The organism is Cupriavidus sp. MPR-AND1C (genome assembly GCF_058809705.1).
Window position 1 is genome coordinate 1 of sequence record NZ_JBXASU010000096.1, and the last position, 26,562, is coordinate 26,562.

Annotated in this window: 20 protein-coding genes; 6 read left to right on the top strand and 14 right to left on the bottom strand. The window is 64.4% G+C overall.

Annotation, left to right across the window (positions count from 1 at the left end; genetic code table 11):
• Positions 1-291: 291 nt before the first annotated feature.
• The 9 genes from AC1RWI_RS32045 to AC1RWI_RS32085 all read right to left on the bottom strand — a co-directional run bounded on the left by AC1RWI_RS32045 (position 292) and on the right by AC1RWI_RS32085 (position 11,446).
• Positions 292-1,284 (bottom strand): fimbrial protein, encoded by a 993-nt coding sequence (locus tag AC1RWI_RS32045; RefSeq protein ID WP_492870356.1) that lies wholly within the window; start codon positions 1,282-1,284, stop codon positions 292-294.
• A 213-nt stretch (positions 1,285-1,497) separates the two neighbouring features.
• Positions 1,498-1,971, bottom strand: coding sequence for a hypothetical protein (locus AC1RWI_RS32050; RefSeq protein WP_492870357.1), 474 nt, complete (start codon positions 1,969-1,971; stop codon positions 1,498-1,500).
• Between the two features lie 146 nt (positions 1,972-2,117).
• A complete protein-coding gene (locus AC1RWI_RS32055) occupies positions 2,118-3,329 on the bottom strand; it encodes a fimbrial protein (protein ID WP_492870359.1) in 1,212 nt (403 codons plus the stop codon).
• 126 nt (positions 3,330-3,455) lie between these two features.
• Positions 3,456-4,673 carry a fimbrial protein gene (locus AC1RWI_RS32060; RefSeq protein ID WP_492870360.1) on the bottom strand — a complete coding sequence of 406 codons (1,218 nt, stop codon included), beginning with the start codon at positions 4,671-4,673 and terminating at the stop codon, positions 3,456-3,458.
• 74 nt (positions 4,674-4,747) lie between these two features.
• Positions 4,748-7,378 carry a fimbria/pilus outer membrane usher protein gene (locus AC1RWI_RS32065; protein WP_492870362.1) on the bottom strand — a complete coding sequence of 877 codons (2,631 nt, stop codon included), beginning with the start codon at positions 7,376-7,378 and terminating at the stop codon, positions 4,748-4,750.
• A 186-nt stretch (positions 7,379-7,564) separates the two neighbouring features.
• Positions 7,565-8,344, bottom strand: a complete 780-nt coding sequence (locus tag AC1RWI_RS32070; protein ID WP_492870363.1) for a fimbria/pilus periplasmic chaperone — start codon at positions 8,342-8,344, stop codon at positions 7,565-7,567.
• Between the two features lie 111 nt (positions 8,345-8,455).
• The gene (locus AC1RWI_RS32075; protein WP_043346106.1) at positions 8,456-9,007 is read right to left on the bottom strand and encodes a fimbrial protein; all 552 of its coding nucleotides are present in this window, start codon (positions 9,005-9,007) and stop codon (positions 8,456-8,458) included.
• A 234-nt stretch (positions 9,008-9,241) separates the two neighbouring features.
• On the bottom strand, positions 9,242-9,874 hold the full coding sequence (locus tag AC1RWI_RS32080) for a response regulator (RefSeq protein ID WP_158408276.1): 633 nt from the start codon (positions 9,872-9,874) through the stop codon (positions 9,242-9,244).
• Between the two features lie 297 nt (positions 9,875-10,171).
• Positions 10,172-11,446: an EAL domain-containing response regulator gene (locus AC1RWI_RS32085; protein ID WP_492870365.1), complete on the bottom strand. Its 1,275-nt coding sequence runs from the start codon at positions 11,444-11,446 to the stop codon at positions 10,172-10,174.
• A gap of 302 nt (positions 11,447-11,748) precedes the next feature.
• On the opposite strand from AC1RWI_RS32085, the gene AC1RWI_RS32090 reads away from it, so the two are divergent.
• Both AC1RWI_RS32090 and AC1RWI_RS32095 read left to right on the top strand, forming a co-directional pair.
• Positions 11,749-12,414 carry a response regulator gene (locus AC1RWI_RS32090; RefSeq protein ID WP_043346108.1) on the top strand — a complete coding sequence of 222 codons (666 nt, stop codon included), beginning with the start codon at positions 11,749-11,751 and terminating at the stop codon, positions 12,412-12,414.
• Between the two features lie 59 nt (positions 12,415-12,473).
• Entirely contained in the window at positions 12,474-15,509 is a 3,036-nt protein-coding gene (locus AC1RWI_RS32095) for an ATP-binding protein (protein WP_492870366.1), read from the top strand.
• A 343-nt stretch (positions 15,510-15,852) separates the two neighbouring features.
• Here AC1RWI_RS32095 and AC1RWI_RS32100 read toward each other — a convergent pair whose 3' ends face one another.
• The 5 genes from AC1RWI_RS32100 to AC1RWI_RS32120 form a co-directional block, all read right to left on the bottom strand.
• Positions 15,853-17,364 (bottom strand): efflux transporter outer membrane subunit, encoded by a 1,512-nt coding sequence (locus AC1RWI_RS32100; RefSeq protein ID WP_492870367.1) that lies wholly within the window; start codon positions 17,362-17,364, stop codon positions 15,853-15,855.
• 6 nt (positions 17,365-17,370) lie between these two features.
• Positions 17,371-18,498 carry an ABC transporter permease gene (locus AC1RWI_RS32105; RefSeq protein ID WP_416048508.1) on the bottom strand — a complete coding sequence of 376 codons (1,128 nt, stop codon included), beginning with the start codon at positions 18,496-18,498 and terminating at the stop codon, positions 17,371-17,373.
• A gap of 15 nt (positions 18,499-18,513) precedes the next feature.
• Positions 18,514-21,297 (bottom strand): ribosome-associated ATPase/putative transporter RbbA, encoded by a 2,784-nt coding sequence (gene rbbA, locus AC1RWI_RS32110; protein ID WP_492870369.1) that lies wholly within the window; start codon positions 21,295-21,297, stop codon positions 18,514-18,516.
• Positions 21,298-21,301: 4 nt separating this feature from the next.
• Entirely contained in the window at positions 21,302-22,288 is a 987-nt protein-coding gene (locus tag AC1RWI_RS32115) for an HlyD family secretion protein (RefSeq protein ID WP_492870370.1), read from the bottom strand.
• Positions 22,289-22,557: 269 nt separating this feature from the next.
• Positions 22,558-23,565, bottom strand: coding sequence for a zinc-dependent alcohol dehydrogenase family protein (locus AC1RWI_RS32120; RefSeq protein ID WP_492870375.1), 1,008 nt, complete (start codon positions 23,563-23,565; stop codon positions 22,558-22,560).
• A 191-nt stretch (positions 23,566-23,756) separates the two neighbouring features.
• Here AC1RWI_RS32120 and AC1RWI_RS32125 point away from each other — a divergent pair, with 191 nt between their 5' ends.
• The 4 genes from AC1RWI_RS32125 to AC1RWI_RS32140 all read left to right on the top strand — a co-directional run.
• Positions 23,757-24,587, top strand: a complete 831-nt coding sequence (locus tag AC1RWI_RS32125) for a universal stress protein (RefSeq protein ID WP_043346120.1) — start codon at positions 23,757-23,759, stop codon at positions 24,585-24,587.
• A 304-nt stretch (positions 24,588-24,891) separates the two neighbouring features.
• Positions 24,892-25,272: a TraR/DksA family transcriptional regulator gene (locus AC1RWI_RS32130; RefSeq protein ID WP_492870372.1), complete on the top strand. Its 381-nt coding sequence runs from the start codon at positions 24,892-24,894 to the stop codon at positions 25,270-25,272.
• An 87-nt stretch (positions 25,273-25,359) separates the two neighbouring features.
• Complete coding sequence (locus tag AC1RWI_RS32135) at positions 25,360-25,863, top strand: BCAM0308 family protein (RefSeq protein WP_043346123.1); 504 nt, start codon at positions 25,360-25,362, stop codon at positions 25,861-25,863.
• 57 nt (positions 25,864-25,920) lie between these two features.
• Positions 25,921-26,562, top strand: a 642-nt coding sequence (locus AC1RWI_RS32140) for a phosphoribosyltransferase (protein WP_492870374.1), incomplete at its 3' end; no start/stop codon positions are given.

The following is a 26,562-nucleotide window of genomic DNA, read 5'->3' on the forward strand; positions in this document are numbered from 1 at the left end:
GCGTTGAGCAAGCGTTGAGCAAGCGTTGAGCAAGCGTTGAGCAAGCGTTGAGCAAGCGTTGAGCAAGCGTTGAGCAAGCGTTGAGCAAGCGTTGCGCGGCGTCCTGCGCATCCGATCTGATTCTCTGGCGGAGCACCTGATTCGATGCTTGGTTCGGGCGAGGCGCACCGTCCGCGCATGCCGCATCGCCCAAGAAGGCCGGCGGCCGCGCGGGCGGACTCGATTGCGCGTTCAACTGACGGTATGCCATTCGCCGCGACGGCATGCGGTGCACGGCGCGGACAGTCCGCGCTACTGGTAATCCACCAGCACGGACATCATGCTGGAAATCCTGCCGGGAGTGACCGTCGCTTCGGTTTGAATGTAGCGTGCGTTCATCGGGACCGAGTACGAGCCGCCGCTCGAGGAGCTATATGCGGCGAGCGGCAGCCGTTGATTGAACGTCGCGGGCGCGCCGTCCCTGCCGGTGATCTGGATCGCCACGCCCTTTGCCGTCGTGCCGCCGGCGACCGGCAGCGCGCCGGCGAAGGCGGGCGCCGTGCCTCCGAGCGGGTTGAGTGTATAACCGATGCGCGCGTAGCCGGGCGGGCAGTTGTTGAAGCGAAGCTCGAATCCCTTCGTGCCCGACATGTCGCCGGTCGATCCCACGCCCTTGAGCTTGTGCACGACCATGGCGGGCAGAGCGACGCTTTGGTCCGGTGTCGAACAGGTGCCGTTGATCAGCCTGATGGTGGCCGCCAGGACAATGGCGAGACCGGGCAGGTCCACCGTGCATGCTTGGCCAGAGCTTACCCAAACGTTGGGCACGCACAAGGTGAAATAGGACGGATTGCCGATTTGTTGGCCCGCGAGGCTGCCCGCCGACAGTTGGCGGCCGTCGCGCACCAGTTGCACTTCCAGCGGCGATCTGAGGATGAAAGCGTTGCCAGTTTTGTGGCCGAACCCGGAGATGGGCTGGCCGTTCGCCAACAGGCGGGCCGAGATGCCCGATACGTTGGTCACGATTAACGGTCCGGGATTGATTGTACTCGCGCCGTTCGGCCAGAGCGATACCGCAGCAACCTCGCACGACGGCAATGTGCCGCAGAATTGACTCGACGGAATCGTGTAGCGGCTGATCACGGTGCCTACCGGCAAGGTGTTCGGCAGGTTAAGCGTCGCTCCAAACGCCGTAACCTGGGTCATGGCAAGTGCTTTTGGCGAAATCGACGCGACAACGACGAGCACGAATGCCGGGATCAGGCGCGCAGCAAGACCCCGGAGGAATTGATTGAGCTGTTGCATGGTGGAAATGTTTACCTCAGTAAACGAGGGAAACTCTCGTCCCCCCGTGCCGTCCCTCTGATCGGATCATCCTTTGTATTACCGGGACTCATGGGCTTGAATCAGAATGCTATAGAGATTGCAAGTCGTTTAAAATAGGACGAGTACTAAACTGCGTGCCGTCGACGAGAAGGCGTTTCGTCGTTGGCGCAACAAGGGCCGTGCCATGGGCTTTCAGCGAGGAACAGGGCCGGTGTGATTGAATTGCCGATAGGCAAATTGCAGACTCCAGGGCGCGTAGACATAGTGCAGTGCTCGCCCCACGGCGGTGCCGTCGGCTTGCGGGCGGGCTTCATTGCGCAGATCCAGCGTGACAAGGACCAAAAGCGCCACCTTGACGTCGGAGTAGCGGTCGCGTGGCAAGAGCCTGGCCGCGATGCCTTGCGCCATGTCCTGCTGTTGTGGCGGCAGGCTTGCCAGGGAGGCGGTAGCAAGCGCGCAGTATCCGCGGCCCTCCGAGGCAAGCCGCCATAGCTGCCATTTTTTCGGGTAATTCATCTTTGATTGCTCTGAAATGCTCATCCCGTTTCCCTTATGTTTTTCTAATTTATTATGATTTTTCGTTGCGCAAGTGTTGCGCATCCGATCTGATTCTCTGGCGGCGCACCTGACGGTCAGTTCGCCTTGCTGAGTGTCTTGGGCAGGCAAGACAGAATGTGCAGGAAGGCTCGACACGGCGGCCGATGCGCTCTCGCCGCCGGGCGCAGACGATCGACCGCGTACCCGGCAAGGTGCCGTGCATGCTGCCGCATCGCCGAAGGACGCCGGCGGCCGCGCGGTGCGGACAGTCCGCGCTACTGGTAGTCCACCAGCACGGCCATCATGCCGGAAATCGTGCCGGGAGTGACCGTCGATTCAGTTTGAATGTAGCGTGCGTTCATCGGGACCGTGTACGAGCCGCCGGTCGCGGTGCTGTATGTGCCGAGGCGCAGCGATTGATTGAACTTCGCGGGCGCGCCGTCCTTGCCGGTGATCTGGATCGCCACGCCCCTCGCCGTCGCGCCGCCGGCGACCGGCAGCGCGCCGGCGAAGGCGGGCGCCGTGCCTCCAGCCGGGGCGAGTGTATAACCGATGCGCGCGAAGCCGGGCGGGCAGTTGTCGAAGCGAAGCTCGAACCCCTTCGTGCTGGCCATGTCGCTGGTCGATCCCACGCCCTTGAGATTGTGCACGACCATGGCAGGCAGCGCGACGCTTTGATCCGGTGTCGAACAGGTGCCGTTGATCAGCCTGATGGTGGCCTTCAGTACTATGCTGAGACCGGGGTGGCTCGACGTGCATGGTTGACCAAGTGCCTGCGGAGTGTAGGGTACGCACAAACTGAAGTAGCCAGGGCTGCCATTTGTCTGGCCCGCGAGGCTTCCGGCCGACAGTGAGCGAGCGTCGCGCACCAGTTGCACTTCAAACGGCGAAGTGACGGTGATGGTGGCAGTTCTGTGATTGAACCCGACGATGGGCCGGCCTTCGATCAGCAGGCGAGTCGAGATGCCCGATACGTTGGTCACGATCAACGGTCCGGAATCGACTATGCTCCCGCCGTTCGGCCAAAGCGATACCGCGGCAACCTCGCACGATGGCGATGCGCCGCAGAGTTGACTCAACGGAATCGTGTAGCGGCTGATCACGGTGCCTACCGGCAAGGTGCTCGGCAGGTTAAGCGTCGATCCAAACGCCGTCATGTCGGTCGTCGCAAGTGCTTTCGGCGAAATCGACGCGACAACGACAAGAACGCATGCCGGGATCAGGCGCGTGGCAAGACCCCGGAGGACTTGATGAAACTGTTGCATGGCAGGAATTTTTACCTGCGGTAAGCGAGGGAACATCTCGCCCTCCCATGCCGCGCCTCGATTCGGATCATGCTTTGCACTATCGGGACTCGCGGGCTTGATCCAGGACGCCTGGTGTGCTGCCGCCTGGAATACACGCGCCCGCCACGGGAGCCATTTCGACAGTCTCTTCGCGTCTGGGTGCGAGCCACCGGCACTTCCTGGAGCTTCCAGAATATTCATCCTGATTTCTCTAACTTCCTGTGATTTTGCGTTGCTCAAGCGTTGCGCGGCATCCTGCGCACCCGATCCGATTTTTAGCGGCGCACCTGATTCGATGCATAGTTCGGGCGGGGCGCGCCATCCGCGCTACTGGTAGTCCACCAGCACGGCCATCATGCTGGAAATCGTGCCGGGAGTGACCGTCGCTTCGGTTTGAATGTAGCGTGCGTTCATCGGGACCGAGTACGAGCCGCCGGTCGAGGAGCTATACGCGGCGAGCGGCAGCCGTTGGTTGAACGTCGCGGGCGCGCCGTCCTTGCCGGTGATCTGGATCGCCACGCCCTTTGCCGTCGTGCCGCCGTCGACCGGCAGCGCGCCGGCGAAGGCTGGCGCCGTGCCTGCGGTCGGGCTGAGTACATAGCCGATGCGAGCGAAGCCGGGCGGGCAGTTGTTGAAGCGAAGCTCGAACCCCTTCGTGCCCGACATGTCGCCGGTCGATCCCACGCCCTTGAGCTTGTACACGACCATGGGAGGCAGCGTAACGCTTTGATCCGGTGTCGAACAGGTGCCGTTGATCAGCCTGATGGTGGCCTTCAGAACAATGGCGAAACCGGGGTGGCCAAACAGGCATGCCTGGCCAGGGTTTGCCCAAACGTAGGGCAAGCACAGACCGAAATAGCCCGGGTTGCCGTTTTGCTGGCCCGCGAGGCTGCCGGGCGACAGTGGGCGGCCGTCGCGCACGAGTTGCACTTCCAGCGGCGAATTGGCGATGACTGTGGCGCCGGTTTTGTAGTCGAACCTGGAGACGGGCCGGCCGTTCATCAGCAGGCGACTCGAGATGCCCGATACGTTGGTCTCGATTAACGGTCCGGAATGGATTGTACTTCCACCGTTCGGCCAGAGCGATATCGCAGCAATCTCGCACGACGGCAATGCGCCGCAGAGTTGACTCAACGCAATCGTGTAGCGGCTGATCACGGTGCCTTCCGGCAAAGTGCTTGGCAGGTTCAGCGTCGTTCCAAACGCCGTCAGGTCGGTCATCGCAAGTGCTTTCGGCGAAATCGACGCGACAACGACAAGAACGCATGCCGGGATCAGATGCGCGGTAAGACCTTGGGGGATTTGAGGGAACCGTTGCATGGCAGGAATTTTTACCTTCGGCAGGCGAGGGAACATCTCTCCCTCCCATACCGCGCCTCGATTCGGGTCACGCTTTGTACTATCGGGACTCGCGGGCTTGATCCGGGACGCCCGCACGTGGGCTGCCGCCTGGAATGCACGCGCCCGCCACAGGAACCATTTCGACAGGCTCTTCGCGTATGGGTGCGAGCCACCGGCACTTCCTGGCGCTTCCAGAATATTCATCCTGATTTCTCTCAATTCCTGTGATCTTGCGTTGCTCAAGCGTGGCGCGGCATCCCGCGCACCCGATCCGATGTTTAGCGGCGCACCTGATTCGATGCATAGTTCGGGCGAGTCGCACCATCCGCGCAGGCGGCATCGATCCGCTGCAGCGGCTGCAGCCCCTTTTGCTTCTTTCGCTCCGGCAGGTTGTAGGGGACATGGCATACCGACGATTCGTCCTTGCCCCACCTGACGGTCAGTTCGCCTTGCGATTCCAGGCCGCGCGCGAAGATCTTGCCCATCTGGCCGACCGAGCCGACTTCCTTGCCGCGCTCGTTGAGCACCGTGGCGCCAAACGGGAGCGGCTGGCCATTCGGCCGCCGAGGCTGAATCAGCGCGGAGCGCCCGGATTCCGTGGCGAACTTCAGCATCGGGACCGAGCCCGCCAGCGGCGCCACACGCTGGCTCGTTTCCTTGAGTTCCACATCGGTCGACAACCCCTTCGGGTCCAGCTCGACCGTGTTCATGTTGAACGGCGTGAGGTACGGCACGATCGCGTAGCCGCGGCTATCGATCCGCACGCCCGACGCATTCGTCACGCGCGCGCCTTCCGCTCCCGGTGCTTCGACAATCGCGAAGGTTTCCGAAAGCGGCTGCGACAGCGTGATCCCGCCGGGATGCCCGACCATGGCGCCGCGCGCCGATACGGAGGCCTGCTGGTAATCCGCACCTCCGCTCACGCTCGCACCGAGTTCGACGTTCGGAGCCCGGTACATCACGTTGGCGCCACCAGTGGTGGTCGAGCCGCCTCTGCCGTTCGCGTGATTGGCGTTCAGGCCGTAGGAGAGATTGTTGTCCACGCCGGACGACCCGGAGACCGACGATTGCAGCTGGGTGCGCCCGGCGGTATCGCGCAGCAAGCTTCCGGTGACCGTCCCCGGCGTCTTCCCACCCAGCGGAATCGTCAGGCCGACGTAGTACATCGTGCTCATCTGGCCGCCGGAGTTGCGCTGGCGCGTGGCGGAGACACTGTAGGAGAGATTCTTGTAGGCGTTGCTGTAGCCCACCGAATAGCTCACATCCGAGCCGCTGCGGTTCCAGTATGTCGCCGTGGATGCGGTGGCATTGATGTTGCCGCCGCGCTCGCCGAGCCGCTGGTTGAGTGTCAGCGACGCGCGATTGCGTTGCCGGTAGACCGTGTCGATCGACAGACCGCGCTCGGCCTGCTCGCGGGCGAGCATGGCGTCGTTGAGCCCGAAGAAGCCGGCCGTGGAATAACGGTAGGCCGCGATCGAGATGTTGGTGCCGGTCGCCACCACGTTTTTCGCATAGCTCACCCGCACGCTGGAGCCGTCGAAGCGCTTCACGCCCGGGATCGAGGTGCGGGCCTGCGTGACGTCCGCCCCGAGCGCGCCGTACGAGGTGTTCAACACGCCGCCGCCCATCACCGACACGTAGCCTTCGGCCACGGTGATGCCGCCGTAGCCGGTCAGCAGGTTGGTGAAGCCGTGCTGCCAGGTGCCCTGGGTGAAGAGCGGGTTCTTCGAGCTCTGCTGATTGCGCACCGCACCCGCCACCACGCTGTAGCGGCTGGTGCCAGGACGCAGCGACAGCGGCACGGCCGCATACGGCACGGAGAACGAATGCACGGAACCGTCCGCTTCCGTGACGGCAACGCGCAGGTCGCCGCCGTACCCGGTCGGGTAGAGATCGTCGATCTCGAACGCTCCGGGTGCGACCGTGGTCTCGTAGAGCTTGACGCCGTTCTGCGAAATCGAGACTCTCGCATTGCTGTTGGCCACGCCGCGCACGACCGGCGCGTAACCGCGCAACGAATCCGGCAGCATCCGGTCGTCCGAGGCAATGCGCACCCCGCGGAACTGGGTGGAGTCGAACAGGTCCCCCGAGGTATAGGACTCGCCGATGATGAGTTGCGACGACAACGATGGCAGGTTGCGTTGCAGATAGGTGGCGACGTTCTGGTACTTCTGGCGTCCTTTGTCGTCCAGGTTATACGACCCGTCGTGACGGAAATGCCAGCTCCCCAGGTTGGCGCCGATATTCAGGCCCAGGTATCCCTGGGTCTGCGCATTGCCGCCCTGGCTCTTGGTGCTGTAGACGTTGGCGTTGTAGCCGACCATGCCGACGGGGACGCCGGCATCCCACTGGTCGGGGCTTACGTATCCGCGCGCGTTGCGAACGAGCGAAATCTGCGGAATGCTGAGATTGAGCCGCTGCTCGCCGAAATCGAAACTGGTGCTCGCGTCCGGAATGGCCTGCCCGAGGCGAACGCAGGCATCCGGCTCGGCGAAAGTGGCCTTCACATGGTGAGGCAACTTGCCAAGATTGACGCCCGCCTGCTTCAGCAGCGCTTCATTGAAGCAAGGCTGGGCATCCGCGGAACCGGTTACGGCCTTGAACGGCACACTGGCGCGGCCCACCCAGTTTTGCTCGACATAGATATCGACGCTGTATGTTCCAGGCGGGACGATATTGCTGCGCTGGAACTTCGACAGATCCACGGTGCCGCCGCTGTTGTTGAGAAAACCGCTCTCGAACTCAAGGGGCGTGGACTGGGCTTGTGCGATTTGAAACGGCTCGGGCGTGCCACCATCAGCGTTCGCATTGCTCTGCCAGCCGGCCAGGCCGGTCAGGAGCAAAGCGCATATTGGCCGCAACTGCGGCATGTGGCCAATATCGGAATTCGGACGCTGAATCGGCGGCATACAAAACACTCCTGGAGCAATTCATCAGGCGATCATGGATCGGACCACGCCATCGGATATACGGTCCGAACTTGCCGCCCGACTTCGGTGCGTGGCGCATGGATGCGCAACGCTTGCTTGTGTGGGATTTCTGATTGGCCAGCAATGAGGCTGGCCCGGACGCGCTGGCCGCGCTAACCGGCCAGGCTAGTGCCGCGGGTCGATGGCGACGGGCACTTGCGCATTCTTGTTGCCGCCCCAGTCGTCAATGCTGCTGAACTCGACCGTCGCATCCGCGGCGGGCGCCGATTCCAGCCCCGTGATCGGGAATTTCTGCGACGCGCCGGGAAGTACATAGCCCATGCCTGCGTCGAACGTCTTTCCGCCCATCTTCAACTGGACACTGCCGAGGCTGACGACATAAGGGCTGGGGTTGACGGTCTTCAGGACATACTGGTTGGCTTCGGGGTCCCTGGCGATGTGCCACTTGAGCAGTGCCGGGGCTTCCTCGGCTTTACCCGGCAGTCCCTGCGGCCGGTACATCATTTTGATCCGCGTGCGAAAGGCAACCTGAAGGCGGTTGCGTTCGTCTTCGGCGGCTGGCTTCGGGGGGACGTCCAGTACGTTGATCCAGAACAGCGATTCCTTGTCGGTCGGCAACGGCTCGTTCGTATAGATGATGCGCAGGGTCTGGCCCTTGCCGGGCTCAACGCGGAACATGGTCGGCGTGAGCGTGAACGGCACGTCGATCTTGTCAGGCGAATCATTTTCGCTCCCGGTATCGATCCACGTCTGCACCAGGGAGGGGAGGCGGCCGTCGTTCGTGACCTTGAGGGTCATTTCGCGCTCTTGCGAGGGAAAGACGAGGCGCGTGCCCGATACGACGACGGCTGCGGCGGCCGTTGTCGCGATCGATGCGCAGGCAATCGATGCGGAAACCAGCGCCATCATCCTCGATAACTTCGACTTCGGAATGCTGAGTGTCATATGCGTGTCCTTTGCGTTAATACCTCCTGTCGCAAGCCGCCGGCCGGAGCCGGCCGGACGGCTTGCAAGCTGGTACGTCAATCCCTGTAGATCAGAGATTCGTCCTTGCGCTTAGGGGTACATCAGGGTGTATTGCACGAACGAGTTCGCGCTACCCGCCGTTGCCACGCCAGTCGCCGTGTACTCGGCGGCGTAGCTCAGCTTCGCGATGCCGGTCGTGCCATCGATGTCCACGATCTGCGAGTTCTGGTCGGTGCTGGCCGCGCCCACCTTGATCGGCAGGGACTGATCGTTCAGGATGCCGATTTCCACGTTGGCGGCGGCGTCGGCGCCCTGCAGCTTCAGACGGCCGGTGTCGGCGTTGACGGTCGTGCCGGGTTCGAAGGAAACAGCGACCTTGGTGGGCGCATCCTTGGAGACGGTGCAGCCCGTCAGCGAGAGGACGAACGGCGTACGGCCGGCAGTGGCGCCCGCCTTGGCCAGCGTGCTGGTGCTCACCTTGGGCAGCGCTACGGCCAGATCGTTGGTGCCGCCGTTGATCTTGCAGGTGGAGGCGATCACGCTGCCGGTGAAGTTGATCATGCCGTCAGCAGCTTGTGCCGAGCCAGCCGCGGTCATCAGGCCAGCCGTTGCCAGGGTGATTGCCAGAATTTTCGTTTTCATTTTCAAGTTTCCTCTCGGAGGTTAGTAAAAGCAAGTTTCAAAGGCTGCTTGATACGCATGGCCACTCAGCAATATCGCGAGTGAATGGCATTGCATTCATGCAAGGTTAGAGGCTGCACACTCATTTATGAGTGATTGCCTCGGTACAGGGCGGCTTACAGCCGGTACTGCGGGCGACCCGGTATCAGGGAAGCCAGCCGGAAGATGCGCGATCGCTGCTGCGACTGCGATCAATCAATGCTGGCTATGATTGATGTCATGGCCATACTTGATGAGATCGACATTGCTCTTTATTCCGAGCTTTCGCATGGCACTCATCTTCTGGCAGCTGATTGTCTGTTTGCCCTTCTTGAGAAGGACTGCAATTTCACCGACGGTCATGCCCGATATATAGAGGCGCATCACCTCGGTTTCACGGGCCGAAAGCGGCTGTGACCGATCTATGTTGGACTGCAGGCAAGCCAGCGCCAGTCGGACCCGTGGAGAAATATATTGCCCGCCGGAAGCGCTGACATGAATGGCAGTGATTACCTCTGTTGCATCGTCATGCCGACCCACGATGGCGGAGACGCCAAGGGCCAGGACAGACTTGATGATGGCGGGCTGCTTGTGCCTCGTCAGGATAACAATCTTTGCATTTGGGTGAAGGCGGCGAAGGCGGGATACATAAGACAGCCCATCAGCACCATCACCATATTCATCTCCACGAATGGAGTAGTTCGTTACAACAACATCACAATCGGTATCAGACAAAGCACCGAATAGTTCGGATGACGATTCACACGACGCCAGGACGTTTATCGTCGAAATAGAATTGAGTGCGCATTTCAATCCATCCAGTATCAATGGGGTGTCGTCGGCGATCACCACGTTTATGTTTAACTTACGCATTCTAACCATGGACCCTTTGTTTGCTGATTGTCTGGTTATCCCCTATTTCGATGGCGGCGTGTGGCGTTGCAATATGTGTATCTTGTACGATTCTTGGGCCAAGATACATAGGACATGTACGAAATTTTCAGAAATTAATAGGACAAGTCCTAATCTTTGCAGTTGTTGACATTCAGGCGGCAGCGCCAGGGGAGGCGGTCGCGCCACGGATCGACACAATCTTTACTGCTCAAGGGGCGGTGGCGGCGGCAGGCTGCGGCGCCATGCGCGGCATCAGCTTGCGCGGAAGAAACGCACGATGGCGTCTCGCTGGATGGCGGGCGATATCAGAAAGCCTTGCGCCCGGTGGCAGCCAAACTCCTGGAGAAGCCGTAGTTGGGCTTCGGTCTCCACGCCTTCCGCCACAACGGTCAGGCCCATCTTGCGCCCGAGCTGCACCACGCTCGAAAGGGCGGCACGGAAGGCATCGATCATGATGGCGTCCTTGATCATGGACCCGTCCAGCTTCAGTTCCGTGAAAGGCGTCGCCACCAGTCTGTAGAACGAGCTGAAGCCGCTGCTGAAATCATCCTGGGCCAGGCCAAAGCCGTGCATGCGCAGCCGGCATGCGCCCGCGTAGTAGTTGCTTTCCTGCGCCTCCATGGAGTCTTCGGTCAACTCGAAACAGATGCGCCGCGGATCGCCATTGGCCGCTTTTACCTGCGCATGCAAGCGATCGGGAAGTTCCGGGTCGTCCAGCAGCCTGGTCGTCAGGTTCACGGAGACGGCGATATCCAGGCCGGCGGCCATCCAATCTTGTTGTGCGGCAAGTGTCTGTGCCAGCATGGTCTGCAGCAAGCGGTCCTCAAGCCCTTCGCGCTCAATGGCGGGCAGGAAGGCGCCAGGCAGCAGCAAGCCGAATTTCGGATGTTCCCAACGTGCCAGCGCCTCCGCGGCATGGCCCAGGTCATCGACCAGTGCGTACTTTGGCTGGAACCACGCTTGCATTTCGCCGTTTTCCATCGCGGCGATCAGGGCATCGCGGTGAAATTCCAGGGTGTTGCCGGGAAGGGCGGGACGTACGCGCTTCACGCTTTCGCTGTACGCGCCAAGCGCTGCATTCACGCCTTGCTGGGTGAGCGGCTTCGGCAACGTTGCCATCACCGGGATGCCCCGCGACTCGGCGACCTTGCGGGCGCCGACCAGTATCGGCCGCGGCGCGGTGCTTGTGATGACCAGCGCCGGTGCGAGCGCGGACACAGGCAGGCTCTGGATGATCTGGATGCCGTCGACACCGGCGACATTGAGGCCGGTGACAACCAGGTCAAAAGGGCATTCGCCCAGGCGCTGCAAGGCTTTGGCTCCATCGGTGCAGCCTTCCACATGATGGTCGCCCTGACTGGCGAACATTTGCATTGTGGTGAAGAGGTGCCGCGGATTCTCTTCCACGACCAGGATGCGATGACGGCGCGCGCTGTCCGGGCCTATTGGCTTATCGCGGGAACGCGCGCCTGGGGCGCCATGGAGCAGGGCTTGATGCGGAGCGAGGGTGCTGAGAAATCCTTTCATGCCCACAGGATAAAAGGATGGTTGGCATTACTGAATAGGACGAGTATGAAAGTAGCGCCTCGGGTGAAAGAAATCGACGCGCCAGTCGTGCTCGGCCGCCAATTGGGAGGGCGTCGGCGCGGATGGTATACCATCTGCAAAGTCTACTTCGCACTTGCAGGCGGGAAAGTGATCGAAGGGTATCATTGCGACCGGGGTCGAAACCCTGGCGCCGTGTGGACCAGGAACTGTCCGTGGTGACGTTGCACTCTTTGCCATTGGCATCTTGGGGTCTTGTGCAACTTTCTACAAGCGTGGGCTTGATGGATGACTTTCATTTGCGTGTCATGGTGGCGGACGATCACCCAGTCACGTTGTTCGGCATTGCCCACTCGCTGCAGGGGGCCAGCGGCATCCAGGTAACCGGGACAGCCTCGAATTCCACGGAACTGGTCGATGCGCTCGGCAAGCAGCCTTGCGATGTGCTGGTGCTCGACTATGTCATGCCGGATGGCAAGTACGGCGACGGACAGGCACTCATCTCGATGATCTTGCGGCGGTTTCCCGAGGTGCGCATCGTGACCATCACCATGGTGGACGATCCAGCGGTGCTGCGCGCCATCCAGACGCTTGGCGTGACCTGCATACTGAGCAAGTCCGATGCCATGGCGCATATCGTCACCGCTGTGCATGCCGCCTATACCGGCGGGCAATACGTGTCGCCCAGCGTTGTTGCCTTGTTCGAAGATCAGGAGGACCCCGGTGCCACGCGCAAGCTGAGTGTCCGGGAGGCGGAAATCGTGAGATTGTTCCGGGCAGGCTACAAGGTGGGCGAGATTGCTGCCCAGCTGCATCGTAGCAAGCAGACCATCAGCTCGCAAAAGGTGGCGGCAATGAAAAAGCTCGGGGTCACGCGCGATGCGGATCTGATCCGCTACAGCGGCGACGAGATGCAGCCTGAGCCGGAAGGTGGGCAAGAGCAAGCGTGACGCCGGCGCGCCTGAGCGCCTGATGGATACAACAGAAGCGCAATGATATCAACTTCACCGTGAAACTGAAGCCCTTTGTCAGGCGCCGCATTTCCCGTGGCCGCCGCGACTTCAATCCTGAGTGGATGAAGCGGTATCAGCTTACCCTGCTGTACGTCGGTGGTGGCGCACTCTCGGCTTTCATCCTGCTGTGCTCGTTGTTGGCCTTGCGCATGGCGGTCAGTGACTACAATGCGGCGGCGCGCGCTGGCTTTCGGATACAGGAAACCAGGCTCCTGGTCAGCATGACCAGGGCCAGCGCGGTTCTGATGCGAGGCACGGCCAATGTGGAAAGCATGTGGGACCGCCAGGCGCTACCGTCGGCAGCCCTGCGTGAACAGTATCTCGCCAACAACGGTCAACTGCGGGTCATCAAGGATTCGGGCCGCCGGGTCTATGCCGTGGCAACCGAGGTCAGCGACGCCCGGCCCGCATCGAGCTTCTTGCCGCTTCTGGCATTGATGGAGAAACAGCTCAAGCCCAGAATCGTGCGCAAGCGCACTCCCGGGCTTTCCGCGAACACCTATTTCCTTTCCGTGCAAGGGGATTTCCTGGCCATGCTGCTCCGGTCGGAAAGCGGCGACGCTGCACCACTGTCCCGCCTGCCCGATGCGCTCGCATTGTTCAGGCAGGCCTGGCCGGACGTCGTCAGCCTCACGCAGGCCGCGGTAGCCCATCCCCAAGCCGCGCCGGCGGACGTGATCTGGCTGGCGCCGCAACTTGATCCGCTCTCGGGCGAACTGGTGGTCCGCCTCGCGCAGTTCCTGTTCGACAGCGACAACAGGCCGCTGGCCATCGTCGTCGCCACCAGGCATCCGGGCCAGCTCCTGAATGGCCTGCAGAATCCGGACGACGGGGGCGAGTTCGCCATTCTCGACGGGCAGGGCAAGTTGCTGTTGACGCCTGGCGCGGAGCGCAGCGCCTTCATCAGCCGTGTGGCTGCCACGCATACCGTTGCGCCGCCGCCGGGCGTGCAACAGACCTTCAAGGATGGCATCTTCCAGATCAGCAAGCGCCTTGCGGAGACGGACTGGACGCTCGTTTATGCTTATACGCCGTACACGATCCTGGCTGGCCTGAAGTATCGCCTGCTGACGATCAGCGCCCTTGCCCTGGTGGGATGGTTGTTGCTGTGGGTCCGCATTGTCATCTTTCGCCGCGATATCCTCCTGCCGTCGTATGAGCGCGCGGTGCGCCTGAAGGAGAGCCAGAAGCTCAACCGTGCGCTGATCCATACCGCGCCGGTGGGCCTTAGCCTGCTTGCGCTGGCGGATGGCAGTGTGATCGTGGACAACAACGTGATGGCCCGGTATGCCGAGCAAGCTGGTGCGCCGCCGCTGCACCAGCGCATGTGGGAACTCTATTGCCGCGCGTCGCAAGCGCGTGCGGACCGCTCGAACAGGAACCGGCCGTTGGTCGGACAGGAGCTGACCATCGGGGCGGGCACGCATGCCTTGACGCATCTGCTGGTGAACTTCACCCATGTCAGGTATCGAGGGGAGGAGGCTCTGCTTTGCGCGTTGCTGGACATCAGCGCGCAGAAGAAGAAGGAGCAGAAGCTCAGGGAGGCGCGCCAGGCGGCGGACCAGGACAACAAGGCCAAATCCACGTTCCTTGCCATCATGAGCCACGAGATCCGTACGCCGCTGAATGCCATCATCGGCTGCCTGGAGCTGATGGGGCGCTCGCCATTGTCTGCCAGCCAGCGGCGAAGGCTGGAGATCGTCGAGTCGTCGTCCACGTCGCTGCTTCGCATCCTCAATGACGTGCTGGACGTGTCCAAGGTGGAAGCGGGACAACTGACGTTCGAATCCATTCCTTTCCGTTGCGACCAGTTGCTGCAGAACGTGCGCGACACGTTCGCGCCGCTTGCGGAGGCCAAAGGCCTGGCGCTGACTTGTGAAATCTCGCCCGGTGTCGCCGGCTACTTTCTTGGCGATCCGACCCGGATCCGGCAGGTGATCGCCAACCTGGTCAGCAACGCGATCAAGTTCACGGAATCCGGCCATGTGATAGTTCGCGCCGCCTTTCTGCAAGACAACGAAAGATCCGTCGTGCAGTTCGAGATTGCGGATACCGGCATCGGGATGGATCCGGCCGCCGTGCCAACCCTGTTCGCGCTCTACACGCAGGCTGACAGTTCCATCCATCGGCGTTACGGTGGTACTGGCCTGGGGCTGCCGCTGTGCCAGCGCATTGTGGAAGCCGCGCAAGGCCATATTTCAGTCAACTCCACGCTGGGGCAGGGCAGCACCTTCACGGTCAGGTGGCCATTGCAACGCGCGGAGGCGCCTCCCCAGGCAGCACAGGCCGGCGGCGCGGCGGCAGCCAAGGCATCGGACGCTGCAAGCGCGCTGGAGTCCGGTGACGGCGAGCCACCCATCCAGGTGCTTGTCGCGGAAGACCATCCCGCAACCCGCGCCATGCTGGCCGACCAGCTCGAGCAGCTCGGTTTTGACGCGACCATTGTCGAGGATGGCGCGAAGGCACTGGCGGCGCTTGCGCAAAGGCAGTATGACGTCGTGCTGACGGACATCGGCATGCCGGTGATGGATGGCTATGCCCTGGCATCGGCCATCCGGCGGCAATATCCCGGTTTGCCGGTCGTGGCAATGAGCGCGCACAGCACGCCCGAGCAGGAGCATCGCAGCCTGCAATCGTCCATTTCCACGCTGCTGGTCAAGCCCGTGCCGCTCGCGGTGCTGGGGCGCGTTCTGCGGTCGCATGGCGGTCGAAGCGCGCCAGAGGAATCCGCCAGGGACAAGTCACTGGCGGAGTTGCCGATCACCCCACAGGTGTGCGAGGCGATGCACGCCGCCACGCGGGAGACAACAGCGGCCATGACGGATGCCTTGCGGGCGGGCAACGCCGACGCCGTCCTCAATGCACTGCACTCGCTGAGCGGAGGCTTCGCACTGGTAGGAAACGCGACCCTGGCGGAACTATGCATCGGCCTGCAGCAGTTGGTGAGAAGCGAAGGGCTCGATAGCTTCCAGGGACTATGGCCGGCGTTCCAGCAGGAAATCGAGGATGCGCTGGGGGCGTTGAAGGCCTGAAGGCGGACGCCGCGGCTGCGTGCGAATGCAGCCGCGGGAAATCGGCTCGCCAGGCGCCGCTGCAGAATCCCTCCTCGCGGGGATGCAGGTCAGCGCTCGGGATACGCACTCGATCCTGGGTTGCCATTGCGCTACCATAGGCAGCTTTTTCATGTTCTGCAAATAGCCGACGGTTCGCGTCGTCGGCCCACATCTGGTGCTGGCATATGCCCGCTGCGCGGGCACTCCAGCGTCCAGGGAAACCGCGTGGTCGGCATCACGGAGAAGCCGTCGGAGGATTTCCTCAAACGGCTCGAAGGCGTCTTCGGTTTCCAGCTTCCCCGCGAACACGGCCACGACGTCGTCAATGCCGGGCTGACCCCGGATCGCCCGGCCATTCTCCGCCGAGTGCCCGATACAGCTGCACGGCGGCCAGCGCCTGCGCCGTTTGCGTCTGGATCAGTTCGTCCGCGCGCTGCAGCGCGCCGATGCGTGCGTCCAGCACATCCTGCAGCGTGCGGCGGCCGCCTTCGTAGAGGCGCGTGGCGTTCTGGCTGTTGCGCTGCGCAGTGGCGGCCACATCGGCCAGCCGGGCGCCGCGCTGGTCCAGGCTGCTGCGCTGGCTGTAAGCGTTATCCACTTCCTCCAGCGTGCGCAGCACCGTCTGGTTGTATTCCGCTTGCGCGGCCTGCAGGCGGGCGTCGCCGGCATCGATGCCGGCCTGGACGCGGCCCGCGGTGAAGATCGGCAACTGCACGCCGACGCCTACCAGCCCGCCGGTGCCGCTCAGCGCCGGCAGCCCGTCCACATGCAGGCGCCCGTCCTGGCCGAGGAACGTCAGGTAAAACCGGGGAAACCGTTCCGCCTTGGCGCTGCCGAGCCTGGCAGCCTGCGCGCGTACCAGCGCGGCCATGGCGCGCACATCCGGGCGCCGCTCGATCACGTCCGACGGCACCTGCCCGGCGGGTGACGCCGGCACGAAGAACGCGGGCGGCGGCGAAAGCGCCGCCGCGGCCTGCGGCACCTGGCCGGCGAGCAACGCAAGGCGGCGTTCCCGGATCGAGATCTGGCTCGTCAGCACCGGGCGCTGCGCCTGCAATGCGCCAAGCTGTTCGCTCACGCGGTCGACATCGTAGGACAGCGCCTGTCCGGCCGCATAGCGCGCGCGGGTATAGCTCAGCAACTGAGCGACGATTTCCGTGCTCCGGTCCAGTTGCTGCAGGCGGCGCTGCAAGCCGCGCGCCGCCAGGTAGTTCTCGGCCACGTCGGCGGCGATCAGCAGGCGTGTGCCGCGCAGGCGCTCTTGCGCGCTGAGGGCAACGGCCGCCGCGGCTTGCGCGTCGCTGCGGCGGGCGCCGAAGACGTCGATCTCCCAGGCCACGGTCAGTCCGGCAAGATGGCCCTCCAGGCCGGGCGAGGTATCCGGCAGGCCAGGGGGGCTGCGCAAGTCGGCCACGCCGCGCGCCGCGCGCGCCTGCGCCGACAGCGTCGGGTAGAGCGCCGATTCCGCAACCTGCCCGATCGCGCGTGCCTCCGCCACGCGCGCCTGGGCCACGCGCAGATCGAGATTGGCCGCCAGCGTCTCGGTCACGCGCCGCGTCAGTTCCGGGTCGTTCCAGTTCTGCCACCACTGCGCCAGGTCCTGCGCCGCCGGCGCGCCCTCGGCGGGGGCTTCGCTGAACGCGGCCGGCGCCGCGATACTGCCGGGCACAGTGACGTCGACCGTGGTGCAGCCGGCCAGGCCGGCTGCGGCGATGCCTGCAATGAGAGCGGCGAGGATGCCGCGTCGTGGATGGATACTCAAGGCGGAAATCCGTTGGGTGAGCGGGCTGGAGAAAAGGCGGGTGTGGTAAGTGTGGTAGGTGTGGTCAGGCATGGCTGTCTATCCTTGCTGTGCCAGCATGGAGCGGAACCGTGTCAGCGCCAGGGCCAGGAAGATCCCGCCCGCGGCTGTGACGCCGAGCAACTGCGGCCACACCACATCCACGCCCGCGCCGCGGAACAGGATGGCCTGCGTGAGCGTGACGAACTGGGTGGTCGGCAGGAACTGCACCGCGTGCTGCATGGCCTGCGGCATGCTCTGCACCGGCGTGGCGGCGCCAGACAGCAGGTAGGCAACGGCATAGGTCGGCACCGCCAGCAAGCCAAACTGCGGCATCGCCGGCGCGATGGTCGCCAGCCACATGCCGAGCGCCGTCACCGAGAACAGATAGAGCGCGGTGCTCAGCGCGAAGAGCCCCATCGAACCGGTCAGTGGCACATCCAGCCACAGATGCACTACCAGCCACAACGACAGCAGGGACGCCAGGAAGATCACCGCGCCATTGGCCAGGATCTTCGCCACCGCAATCTCGCTGGCGCGCACCGGCATCACCAGCAAGTGCTCGATGGTGCCGTGCTCGCGCTCGCGGATCACGGCCGCGCCTACCAGGATGATGGCCAGCACCGTGATATTCACCACGATCTGCATGGTCGACGTGAACCAGTGCGACTCCGTATTGGGATTGAACAGCACCGTGCTCTGCGCGCGCACGGGCAGCTGCGCCTCGATGCCTCGCGCGTGCAGGAATTCAAGCGCCTCACGCGTGAAGATCTGCTGCAGGTAGCTGGCTCCTAGGCCCGCCTGGGTCATCGCGGTGGCATCGACCAGCACCTGCACCGCTGGCGTTCTTCCCGCCAGCACGTCGGCTTCGAAGCGCGGCGGGATCTCGATGGCGAAGATATAGCGTCCCCGGTCCAGTTCCGCATCGACGGCGTGCCGGTCCACATCCACCGGCGTCTTGAAATACGGCGGCCGGATCGCATCGCGCAGGCGGCGCGAGAGCTCGGAGTGGTCGGCATCGACGATGGCCACCGATGCGTTCGATACCTCGGCCTTGATGCCCTTGGCGACCGAATGCACGGCCAGCGTGAAAGCAAAGACGATCAGCGCCATCAGCGTCACATCGCTGAACAGGCTGCGCAGCTCCTTGCCGCACAGCCTGGCCACGTTCTTGCACCATTGATTCATCGCGGTATCTCCCGGCTAGGCTTCCTGCTTGCGCAGGAGCACACGCGCGCCCGCCAGGTACAGCAGCGCGAAACCCAGCAAGGCCAGGTACATGGTGCCGAAGCTGCCCACGCCGAGCCCCTTGGTAAAACTGCCAAGGCTGACCAGCTGGAACCACGACGACGGAAAGCCCAGGCCGATCCAGTAGCTGCTGCCCGTCAGCGTTGACACCGGATACAGCAGGCCGGAGAAGTTGACCGACGGAATCAGGCACAGGATCGCGGTGCCGAAGATGGCCGCCACCTGCGAGCGCACGAAGGTCGACATCAGCAGCCCGAGCGCCGTGGCCGCCAGCACGAACAGCGCGGCGCCGATCGATAAGGCGAGGAAGGATCCTTTGAGCGGCACCTGCAGCAGCACGATGGCCAGCGCCACCAGGGTCAGGTAGCTGATCATCGCCAGCCCCACGTAGGGCAGTTGCTTGCCGATCAGGTACTCGCCCACGCTGGCCGGGGAGGCATAGAGGTTGGTAATCGACCCCATCTCCTTTTCCCGCACCACGCCGAGCGCGGTCAGCATGGTCGGGATCAGGATCAGCGCCAGCATGATGATGCCCGGCGTGATCGCGTAGATGCTGCGGAACTCCTGGTTGTAGATAAAGCGCGTCTCGATCGACACCGGCAGCGCCGCTGGGCGCTCCGGCTGCGCGCGCATCTGCGCATTGGCGTAGGCCAGCAGCACGCCGGTCACATAGGCGCGCGTGGTGGCGCCCGGGAACGGGCTGGACCCGTCGACGCGGAATGCGAGCTGCGGCTGGCGCCCGGCCAGCAGGTCGCGCTCGAAGCCAGGCGGCAGCTCGACGATCAGCATATCGGCCGCGGCGCGCAGGCGCCGGTCCGCGTCTGCCTCGCTGTGCACGCCATCGGTCTGCACGAAATAGCGCGAGCCGGAGAACTGCTCCACCAGCTCGCGGCTGGCGCGGCTCTGGTCGCGGTCCAGCACGGCGAAGCGCACGTTCTCCACATCGAAGGACACGCTCCACGCCGCGGCGCACAGCAGCACAATCGGGCCGAGGATGGCGAATGCCAGCCGGAGCCGGTCGCGCGCCAGCTCCATGGCCTCGCGCCTGGCGAACGCCCAGGTCCGCGCCAGCCGCGAGCCGCCGGCATGCGCGGCCGGCCTGCCGACCGGCGCGGAGGACGGGGAGGAGGACGGGGCGGGTTGCGCCGGCGCTGCCTTCGCCGCAGCCGAGGCAGCGGCTGCGCCGTTCTCCGGGGTCTGCGCCTGCTCCAGGTAGCTGACGAACGCATCCTCCAGCGTCCGCGCGCCGCAGCTCTCCCGCAGCGCGTCCGGGCTGCCCACCGCCAGCACGCGGCCGCGGTGCATGAAGGAGATGCGGTCGCAGCGTGCCGCCTCGTTCATGAAGTGCGTGGAAACGAAGATTGTCACGCGCTGCTGGCGCGACAGCTGGACCAGATGGCGCCAGAACATGTCGCGCGCGCCGGGGTCCACGCCGGAGGTGGGTTCGTCGAGGATCAGCACTTCCGGATGGTGCAGGCAAGCCGCGGCCAGTTGCAGGCGCTGGCGGATGCCGAGCGACAGGGCAGCGGGCCGCGCACCGGCATGCTGGTCCAGCTCGAAATCGAGCAGGGCCTGCCCGACCGCCTTTTGCGCGTTCTCGCCCTCCATCTGGTAGAGCCTGGCATGCAGGTCCAGGTTTTGCCGTACCGTCAATTCCTCGTACAGCGAGAACGCCTGCGACATATAGCCCACCCGCATGCGCGTACGCATATCGCCGGCGTCGATGGTCTGGCCGAGCAGGCGCGCGGTGCCGCTGGTGGCATCCAGCAGCCCGGTCAGCATCTTCATGGTGGTGGTCTTGCCGCAGCCATTGGAGCCGAGAAAGCCGAAGATCTCGCTGCGCTCGATACGAAAGCTCACATTGTCCACGGCGGTAAAGGCACCGAAGCGCCGCGTCAGTCCCTCGGCCTCGATGGCGGGTTCGTCGCCATCCGGCGGGCGGGGCGGGATCACCAGTCCCGTGGCATCGCCGCGCCGAGCCGCCGGCAGCAGCGAGATATAGGCCTGCTCCAGGTCGCCGGTGCCCGCGCGCGCCAGCACTTCGGCGGTACGGTCGCACACCAGCACCTTGCCCGCATCCATGGCCACCAGATGCTCGAAGCGCTGCGCCTCCTCGATATACGCGGTGGCGACGATCACCGTCATATTGCTGTGCTCGGCGCGCAGATCCTCCACCAGGGTCCAGAACTGGCGCCGCGAGAGCGGGTCCACCCCGGTGGTGGGCTCGTCGAGAATCAGCAGGTCCGGGTTGTGGACCAGCGCGCAGCACAGGCCGAGCTTCTGCTTCATGCCGCCCGAGAGCTTGCCCGCCGGACGGTCCGGGAAAGGCGCCAGGCCGGTGGCCGCGAGCAGGCGCTCGATGCGCTGGCGCCGCTCCTCGCCGCCCAGGCCGAACAGCCGGGCAAAGAAGTCCACGTTCTCGTAGACCGACAGCGTCGGGTACAGGTTGCGTCCCAGCCCCTGCGGCATGAACGCCACGCGCGGCAACAGCGCCTCGCGCGCTTGCCGGTCACGCAAGTCCGCGCCCAGCACGGCGGCATGGCCCTGCTGGATACGCTTGACGCCGGCAATCACGCCGAGCAGCGTCGATTTACCAACGCCATCGGGGCCGATCAGGCCGATGGTGGCATTGCCGGGCAGCGTGAGCGACACATTGTCCAGCGCCACGCTGGCGCCGTAGCGGTGCGACAAGCCATCGATCCGGATGGCTGCGGCACCGTCGGGGTACGGACTCGGCATGGCGTCAGGCCGGCTGCCGGGGCAGTGTCAGCCCAGCGGGCCAGGGCTGCCTGGCATCCAGGCGCACAAAGCCATCGCCCGTCATGCCGGCCTTCAGTTTGGCCGCGTAGCGCTGGGCAACCTCGGGCGCCAGCTGCAGCTTGACGCGATACATCAGCTTGGCCCGCTCGGCATCGGTCTCGACATACTTGGGGGTGAACTGCGCCTCGCTGGCGACAAAGCTGACGCGGGCCGGGATCGGTTCGTCCTTCATGGCGTCCAGCACGATGCGCGCCTCGTCGCCGATCGCCAGCTTGCCGGCGGCACCCGCGGGCAGGAACACCGTGAAATACATATCGGCCAGGTTCAGCAGCGACACCACGCGCCCGCCCGCCGGCAGCACCGTGCCGACCTCGATCACGCGATACTCCACACGGCCGGCCACCGGGGCACGGATGGTTGCCTCATCCAGCTGGATCTTCAGGCGGGCAATCTGTGCGTTGGCCTCCGCGATCGCCGCGTTAGCCTCGCCAAGCCCGGCGCGCGCACCGGTCACGCCCGCGCTCTCGCCATCCAGGCCAAGCTGGCGGCGATCACGCTCCACGGAAGAAATCTGACGGTCCTGGTAGAGCTTGACCGCCTCGGTCAACTCCAGCCGCGCCAGCCGCTGGCGGCTCGCGCGCCCCTCGATCTCCGCCTGCGCGCGCGACGCCGCCTGCACGGCACGTTCGCGGGCCGCAGTGGCAAGGCTGAGTTGAGTCAATAGCTCGGCGTCATCCTGCCGGGCCACCACGGCGCCCGCAGCCAGGGCATCGCCCTCGCGAACCGGCAGATCGATGACGCGGCCCGGATACTTCACCGCCACGTCGAGGCGGCCGATCTCCATGCGCCCGTTGCTGTGGACCACATAAGCCGGCCACGGGTCGCGCTGGCTGCCAAGCCACCACACGGCGGCTCCAATAGCGCCAGCAACCAACAATACCGCTATACCCCAGCCTGGTTTGAGTTTCATCGGCTACCTGTGCACCTGTGCGCTGAATGATGGATGCCGCCGGGCGCTCCAGGGGGTTCAGGGTGTCGGGCAAAGGGGAGGGGAGACGACAAAGACAGACCTTGATCCGCGGGGCGACGGCGTAGGAACCCATGCTATCCGGCGGGGTGGGGCGTGGACTTGATCTAGCGCAAGTCGGTGCCGAAGGGGGCACTTTTTGGAGGGGGAGTTCTAATAGGTACCGTGTTTAGCGCCGCGGTCGATGTATCGGTTGCCCGAGCGATGTCACGCTAGGCGATGCGCAGTACCGCCGCGCCGGCCAGGCGGCCCGCGCGCAGGTCGGCCAGCGCGGCATTGGCCTGCTCCAGCGGATAGACCGTCGTGGTGGTGCGCAACGGCGTGGCCCGGGCGATTCGCATCAGTTCCAGGCCGTCGTCGCGCGTGAGGTTGGCCACCGACACGATCGATCGCTCCTCCCATAGCAGGCGATAGGGGAAGGCCGGAATATCGCTCATGTGGATGCCGCCGCAAACCACGGTGCCGCCCTTGGCCACGGCTTGCAGCGCCATCGGCACCAGCGCACCCACCGGCGCGAAGATCAGCGCGGCATCGAGCGGCCGCGGCGCGGGCTGGTCGCTCGGACCGGTCCAGCACGCCCCGGTGTCACGGGCGAGCTGGCAGGCGGCGGTGTCGCCGGGACGCGTGAAGGCAAAGATCTCGCGCTGCTGGGCGACGGCGATCTGCGTCACCAGGTGGGCCGCGGCGCCAAATCCGTAGATGCCGACAGACCGGACCTTGCGGGCGTCACCGGCCATGCACAGCGTGCGGTAGCCAATCAGGCCCGCGCACAGCAAGGGCGCCGCATGCTCGTCGTCGTAGTGCTCCGGGATAGGGAAGCAATAGCGGCTGTCGGCTACCGCGTACTCGGCGTAGCCGCCGTCGCGCGTATAGCCGGTGAACTGCGGCGTATCGCACAGGTTTTCGCGATGCGCGGCGCAATAGCCGCAGTGCCCGCAGGTCTGCCCGAGCCACGGCACGCCGACCCGGTCGCCCGGGGCAAGGCCCGTTACGCTAGTGCCACAGGACTCGACCCTGCCGACGACTTCGTGTCCGGGAATGAGCGCGGCTTTCGGGTGCGCGAGTTCGCCGTCGACAATGTGCAGGTCGGTGCGGCAGACGCCGCAGGTGCTCACCGCGATACGCACTTCGCCTGGGCCGGGGTTTGGCACGGGGACGTGCGCCAGGCGCAGGACCGGCCCGGTGCCGTCGAAAATCATGGCGCGCATCGTCTCGTGCATGGTGACATCCTCGCCGGTGCCCAGCATTTATCCTAGGCCACGCCGACTGCCGGCGCTTGATCCGTATCAATGGCGTACGCGAGGCGCCAGCCCCTGTGCAGAAGATATCGGCTTGACCTGAGTCAATAGCCAAGTCCAAACGCTTCCTAGACTGGATTCAAGCTCCCAAACCCAAACCGCACAGGAATGTCATGGAATACGCCAGCATCATGGTCCACCTGGACACCAGCCCACGCGCGATGGACCGGCTTGAAATCGCTGCCCGGCTCGCCGTGGCCCGCCATGCCCGGCTGATCGGGCTGTTTGCCGGCTTTATGCCGGACGTCGCCTGGTTTTACCTGATGGAGGGCGCCGCGACCTACATCAACGAGGACCGCCAGCGGCGCAGCGAGGCGCGCGAGGCGGTGCACCGGCGCTTCCGGGCGGCAACGCAGGACCTGGGGATCGAAACCGAGTGGCGGGCAGTGGAGGGCGATCCGTTGACGATGGCACTGCGCGAAGCGCGCGAGGCCGACCTTGTCGTTGCCGGGCAATATGATCCGGACGACCCAGACAGCTTTGTTGCGACCCAGTTCCTGGAAACCCTCATCCTCGACGTTGGCAGGCCGGTCCTTATCATTCCCTTCGCCGGCCAGTTCGCCGTCCCTGGCGCCCGTGTCATGGTGGCTTGGAACGGCGGACGCGAGGCCACGCGCGCCTTGCACGACGCCATGCCCTTGATCTGCGGCGGGCAGGCCAAGGTGCTTTGCGCGCAAGGTACCGGCGCGCGGCCCGATGCGAGCCTGCCGGGCCATGCCATGGCTGCTCTGGCAAGCCATGGCGTCCACGCAGAGCTTGAACACTGCCAGGAAGGATCGGACATCGCCATCGGCGAAACCTTGCTCTCGCGCGCGGCGGATTTTGGCGCCGATCTGGTGGTGATGGGTGCCTACGGGCGCGGCCGCCTGCGCGAGTTGGTACTGGGTGGCGTCACCAGGGCTTTGCTGGACACCATGACGGTGCCCGTCCTGATGTCGCATTAGTCACATCGGCCACATTGGCCACATTGGCCACAATTACGGCCGGCATGGCGCCGGCGCGATATCCGCGCCCACGCGCACCATGGCTGAGGCTGGCTTTGCGCAGGGCCGGAAGTGAGATTGACGCGGATCAAGCTTACCGGCAGCCCCCCAAACTATATTGAAGCTTGAAGCGGAACGAGGGTTCAGCGCGCCGCGCCGCAGGCACTCCGTACCGGCGGCCCATTACTTGATCTGGCGCGGGCGGCCTGCCCGATGTCATCGCCTCATGCATGAGGATCCGCTTTGCCGCGCCCGGGAGTCAACGATGTCCGATCTAACGAAAGAGCAGCTCTCCAGCCTCGTCACCTTGCTGGATGGCAGAGAGCAGAGAATCCGTGGCCAGATGGACGCCGCTGCCGTTTCCCGTACTGTGTCCGCCGAGCGCGAAGCGAGCGACGACGCGGATCTCGCCGAGCACGGCACCGAGGAGCGCATGGACGATGCCGTGGCGGAACATTACCGCATGGAACTGGCCGACATAGCGGTGGCGCGTAAGCGGATCGCCAGGCTCAGCTACGGCGTGTGCCTGGACTGCGGCGAGCCTATTCCTTATCCGCGGCTGCAAGCGTATCCCACGGCCAAACGCTGCACCCCTTGCCAGCGCAAGCACGAGCACATGTTCGGGGCGCCGAGCGGTATGCGATGAACATGGGCGGGCTCGCCAGGTGAGTCCGCAATACAGCAGGCAGGCCGCGTGGGCGCTGCCCGATTCGATTTCAGGAAGGAGCCAGACATGAAAGTCCGTGAGCGTGCGAGTCAGGTCAGGCCGGCCCGTTGGGACCGGCTTCCCCAGGATCCCATCCACGATGCCTACAAGCAGCCGGAGCAAGCGCCTGCCATCGCTTCCTGTCCGGCTTGCCACGCGGTCCTCCTGAAAGGACGTTGGCAATGGCGGGCCGTGCCGCCTGGCGCCAAGGCACTGATGTGCCCGGCCTGCCACCGCACCGCCGACCTTGTGCCCGCGGCGCGGTTGACACTGGATGGGGCGTTTCAGCGGGAGCACCGGGAAGAGATTCTCGGGCTGGTGCGGCACCGGGAAGCCCTGATGAGGGAGAGTCATCCGATGGAGCGCATCATGGCGACGCAGACGCAGGAGGATCGCATCACCATCACGACCACGGGCTTTCACCTGGCACGCGATATTGGCTCTGCCGTGCATCATGCGTATCGTGGCAAGCTGGAAATCGACTATCCCGACGCCGACGAGACCCTGTATGTCCATTGGCACCGCGCTTGAGGGCCGTCCAGTCTGGCAAACCAGCTAGCTAGTCCCTCACAGGCAAGAGGTGATGTCATGACTTTCCAGGACAGGAACGAGGCCGCCGAGCGGCTGGCCGAAGCGCTCTCCGGGTATGGCGACGCCCATCCCCTTGTGCTGGCCATTCCAAGGGGCGGCGTGCCGATGGGCAAGATACTCGCCGACCGTCTCGGCGGCGAACTGGACGTGGTCCTGGTCAGGAAGCTAGGGGCGCCATTCGACCGCGAGATGGCGGTCGGCGCGGTCGATGAAAGCGGCTGGGTCTACGTGACGCCCTACGCGGCACGAGTTGGCGCCGACGCCAGCTATCTCAACCAGGAGCGCAACGAACAGCTTGCATTGCTGCGCCGCCGCCGGGAGCAATACACGCCGGGGCGCCGCGCGCGTGCTCTGGACGGGCGCACTGTGATCGTGGTGGACGATGGGCTTGCCACGGGCGCCACCATGATTGCTGCACTGCATGCCGTGCGCCAGCAGCATCCTGCCCGGCTGGTATGTGCTGTTCCCGTGGCCGCGCCGGCTTCGCTCGCCGAGGTGCGGCGCTACGCGGATGAGGTGGTCTGCCTGCGCTCGCCGGCCAATTTTTCCGCTGTCGGTGAGCATTACCGGGAGTTTCCGCAGGTTGAGGATGCGGAAGTGGTGGCTTGCCTGGAAGGGGATTCGGGGCAGCGCGGGGAG

Excerpts from the sequence above, each read along its gene's own strand:
- AC1RWI_RS32045 (WP_492870356.1), bottom strand. The coding sequence starts at position 1,284 with ATGCAACAGCTCAATCAATTCCTCCGGGGTCTTGCTGCGCGCCTGATC.
- AC1RWI_RS32055 (WP_492870359.1), bottom strand. The coding sequence starts at position 3,329 with ATGAATATTCTGGAAGCTCCAGGAAGTGCCGGTGGCTCGCACCCAGAC.
- AC1RWI_RS32060 (WP_492870360.1), bottom strand. The coding sequence starts at position 4,673 with ATGAATATTCTGGAAGCGCCAGGAAGTGCCGGTGGCTCGCACCCATAC.
- AC1RWI_RS32065 (WP_492870362.1), bottom strand. The coding sequence starts at position 7,378 with ATGCCGCCGATTCAGCGTCCGAATTCCGATATTGGCCACATGCCGCAG.
- AC1RWI_RS32070 (WP_492870363.1), bottom strand. The coding sequence starts at position 8,344 with ATGACACTCAGCATTCCGAAGTCGAAGTTATCGAGGATGATGGCGCTG.
- AC1RWI_RS32075 (WP_043346106.1), bottom strand. The coding sequence starts at position 9,007 with ATGAAAACGAAAATTCTGGCAATCACCCTGGCAACGGCTGGCCTGATG.
- AC1RWI_RS32085 (WP_492870365.1), bottom strand. The coding sequence starts at position 11,446 with ATGAAAGGATTTCTCAGCACCCTCGCTCCGCATCAAGCCCTGCTCCAT.
- AC1RWI_RS32090 (WP_043346108.1), top strand. The coding sequence starts at position 11,749 with ATGGATGACTTTCATTTGCGTGTCATGGTGGCGGACGATCACCCAGTC.
- AC1RWI_RS32100 (WP_492870367.1), bottom strand. The coding sequence starts at position 17,364 with ATGCCTGACCACACCTACCACACTTACCACACCCGCCTTTTCTCCAGC.
- AC1RWI_RS32105 (WP_416048508.1), bottom strand. The coding sequence starts at position 18,498 with ATGAATCAATGGTGCAAGAACGTGGCCAGGCTGTGCGGCAAGGAGCTG.
- rbbA (WP_492870369.1), bottom strand. The coding sequence starts at position 21,297 with ATGCCGAGTCCGTACCCCGACGGTGCCGCAGCCATCCGGATCGATGGC.
- AC1RWI_RS32115 (WP_492870370.1), bottom strand. The coding sequence starts at position 22,288 with ATGAAACTCAAACCAGGCTGGGGTATAGCGGTATTGTTGGTTGCTGGC.
- AC1RWI_RS32120 (WP_492870375.1), bottom strand. The coding sequence starts at position 23,565 with ATGCACGAGACGATGCGCGCCATGATTTTCGACGGCACCGGGCCGGTC.
- AC1RWI_RS32125 (WP_043346120.1), top strand. The coding sequence starts at position 23,757 with ATGGAATACGCCAGCATCATGGTCCACCTGGACACCAGCCCACGCGCG.
- AC1RWI_RS32130 (WP_492870372.1), top strand. The coding sequence starts at position 24,892 with ATGTCCGATCTAACGAAAGAGCAGCTCTCCAGCCTCGTCACCTTGCTG.
- AC1RWI_RS32135 (WP_043346123.1), top strand. The coding sequence starts at position 25,360 with ATGAAAGTCCGTGAGCGTGCGAGTCAGGTCAGGCCGGCCCGTTGGGAC.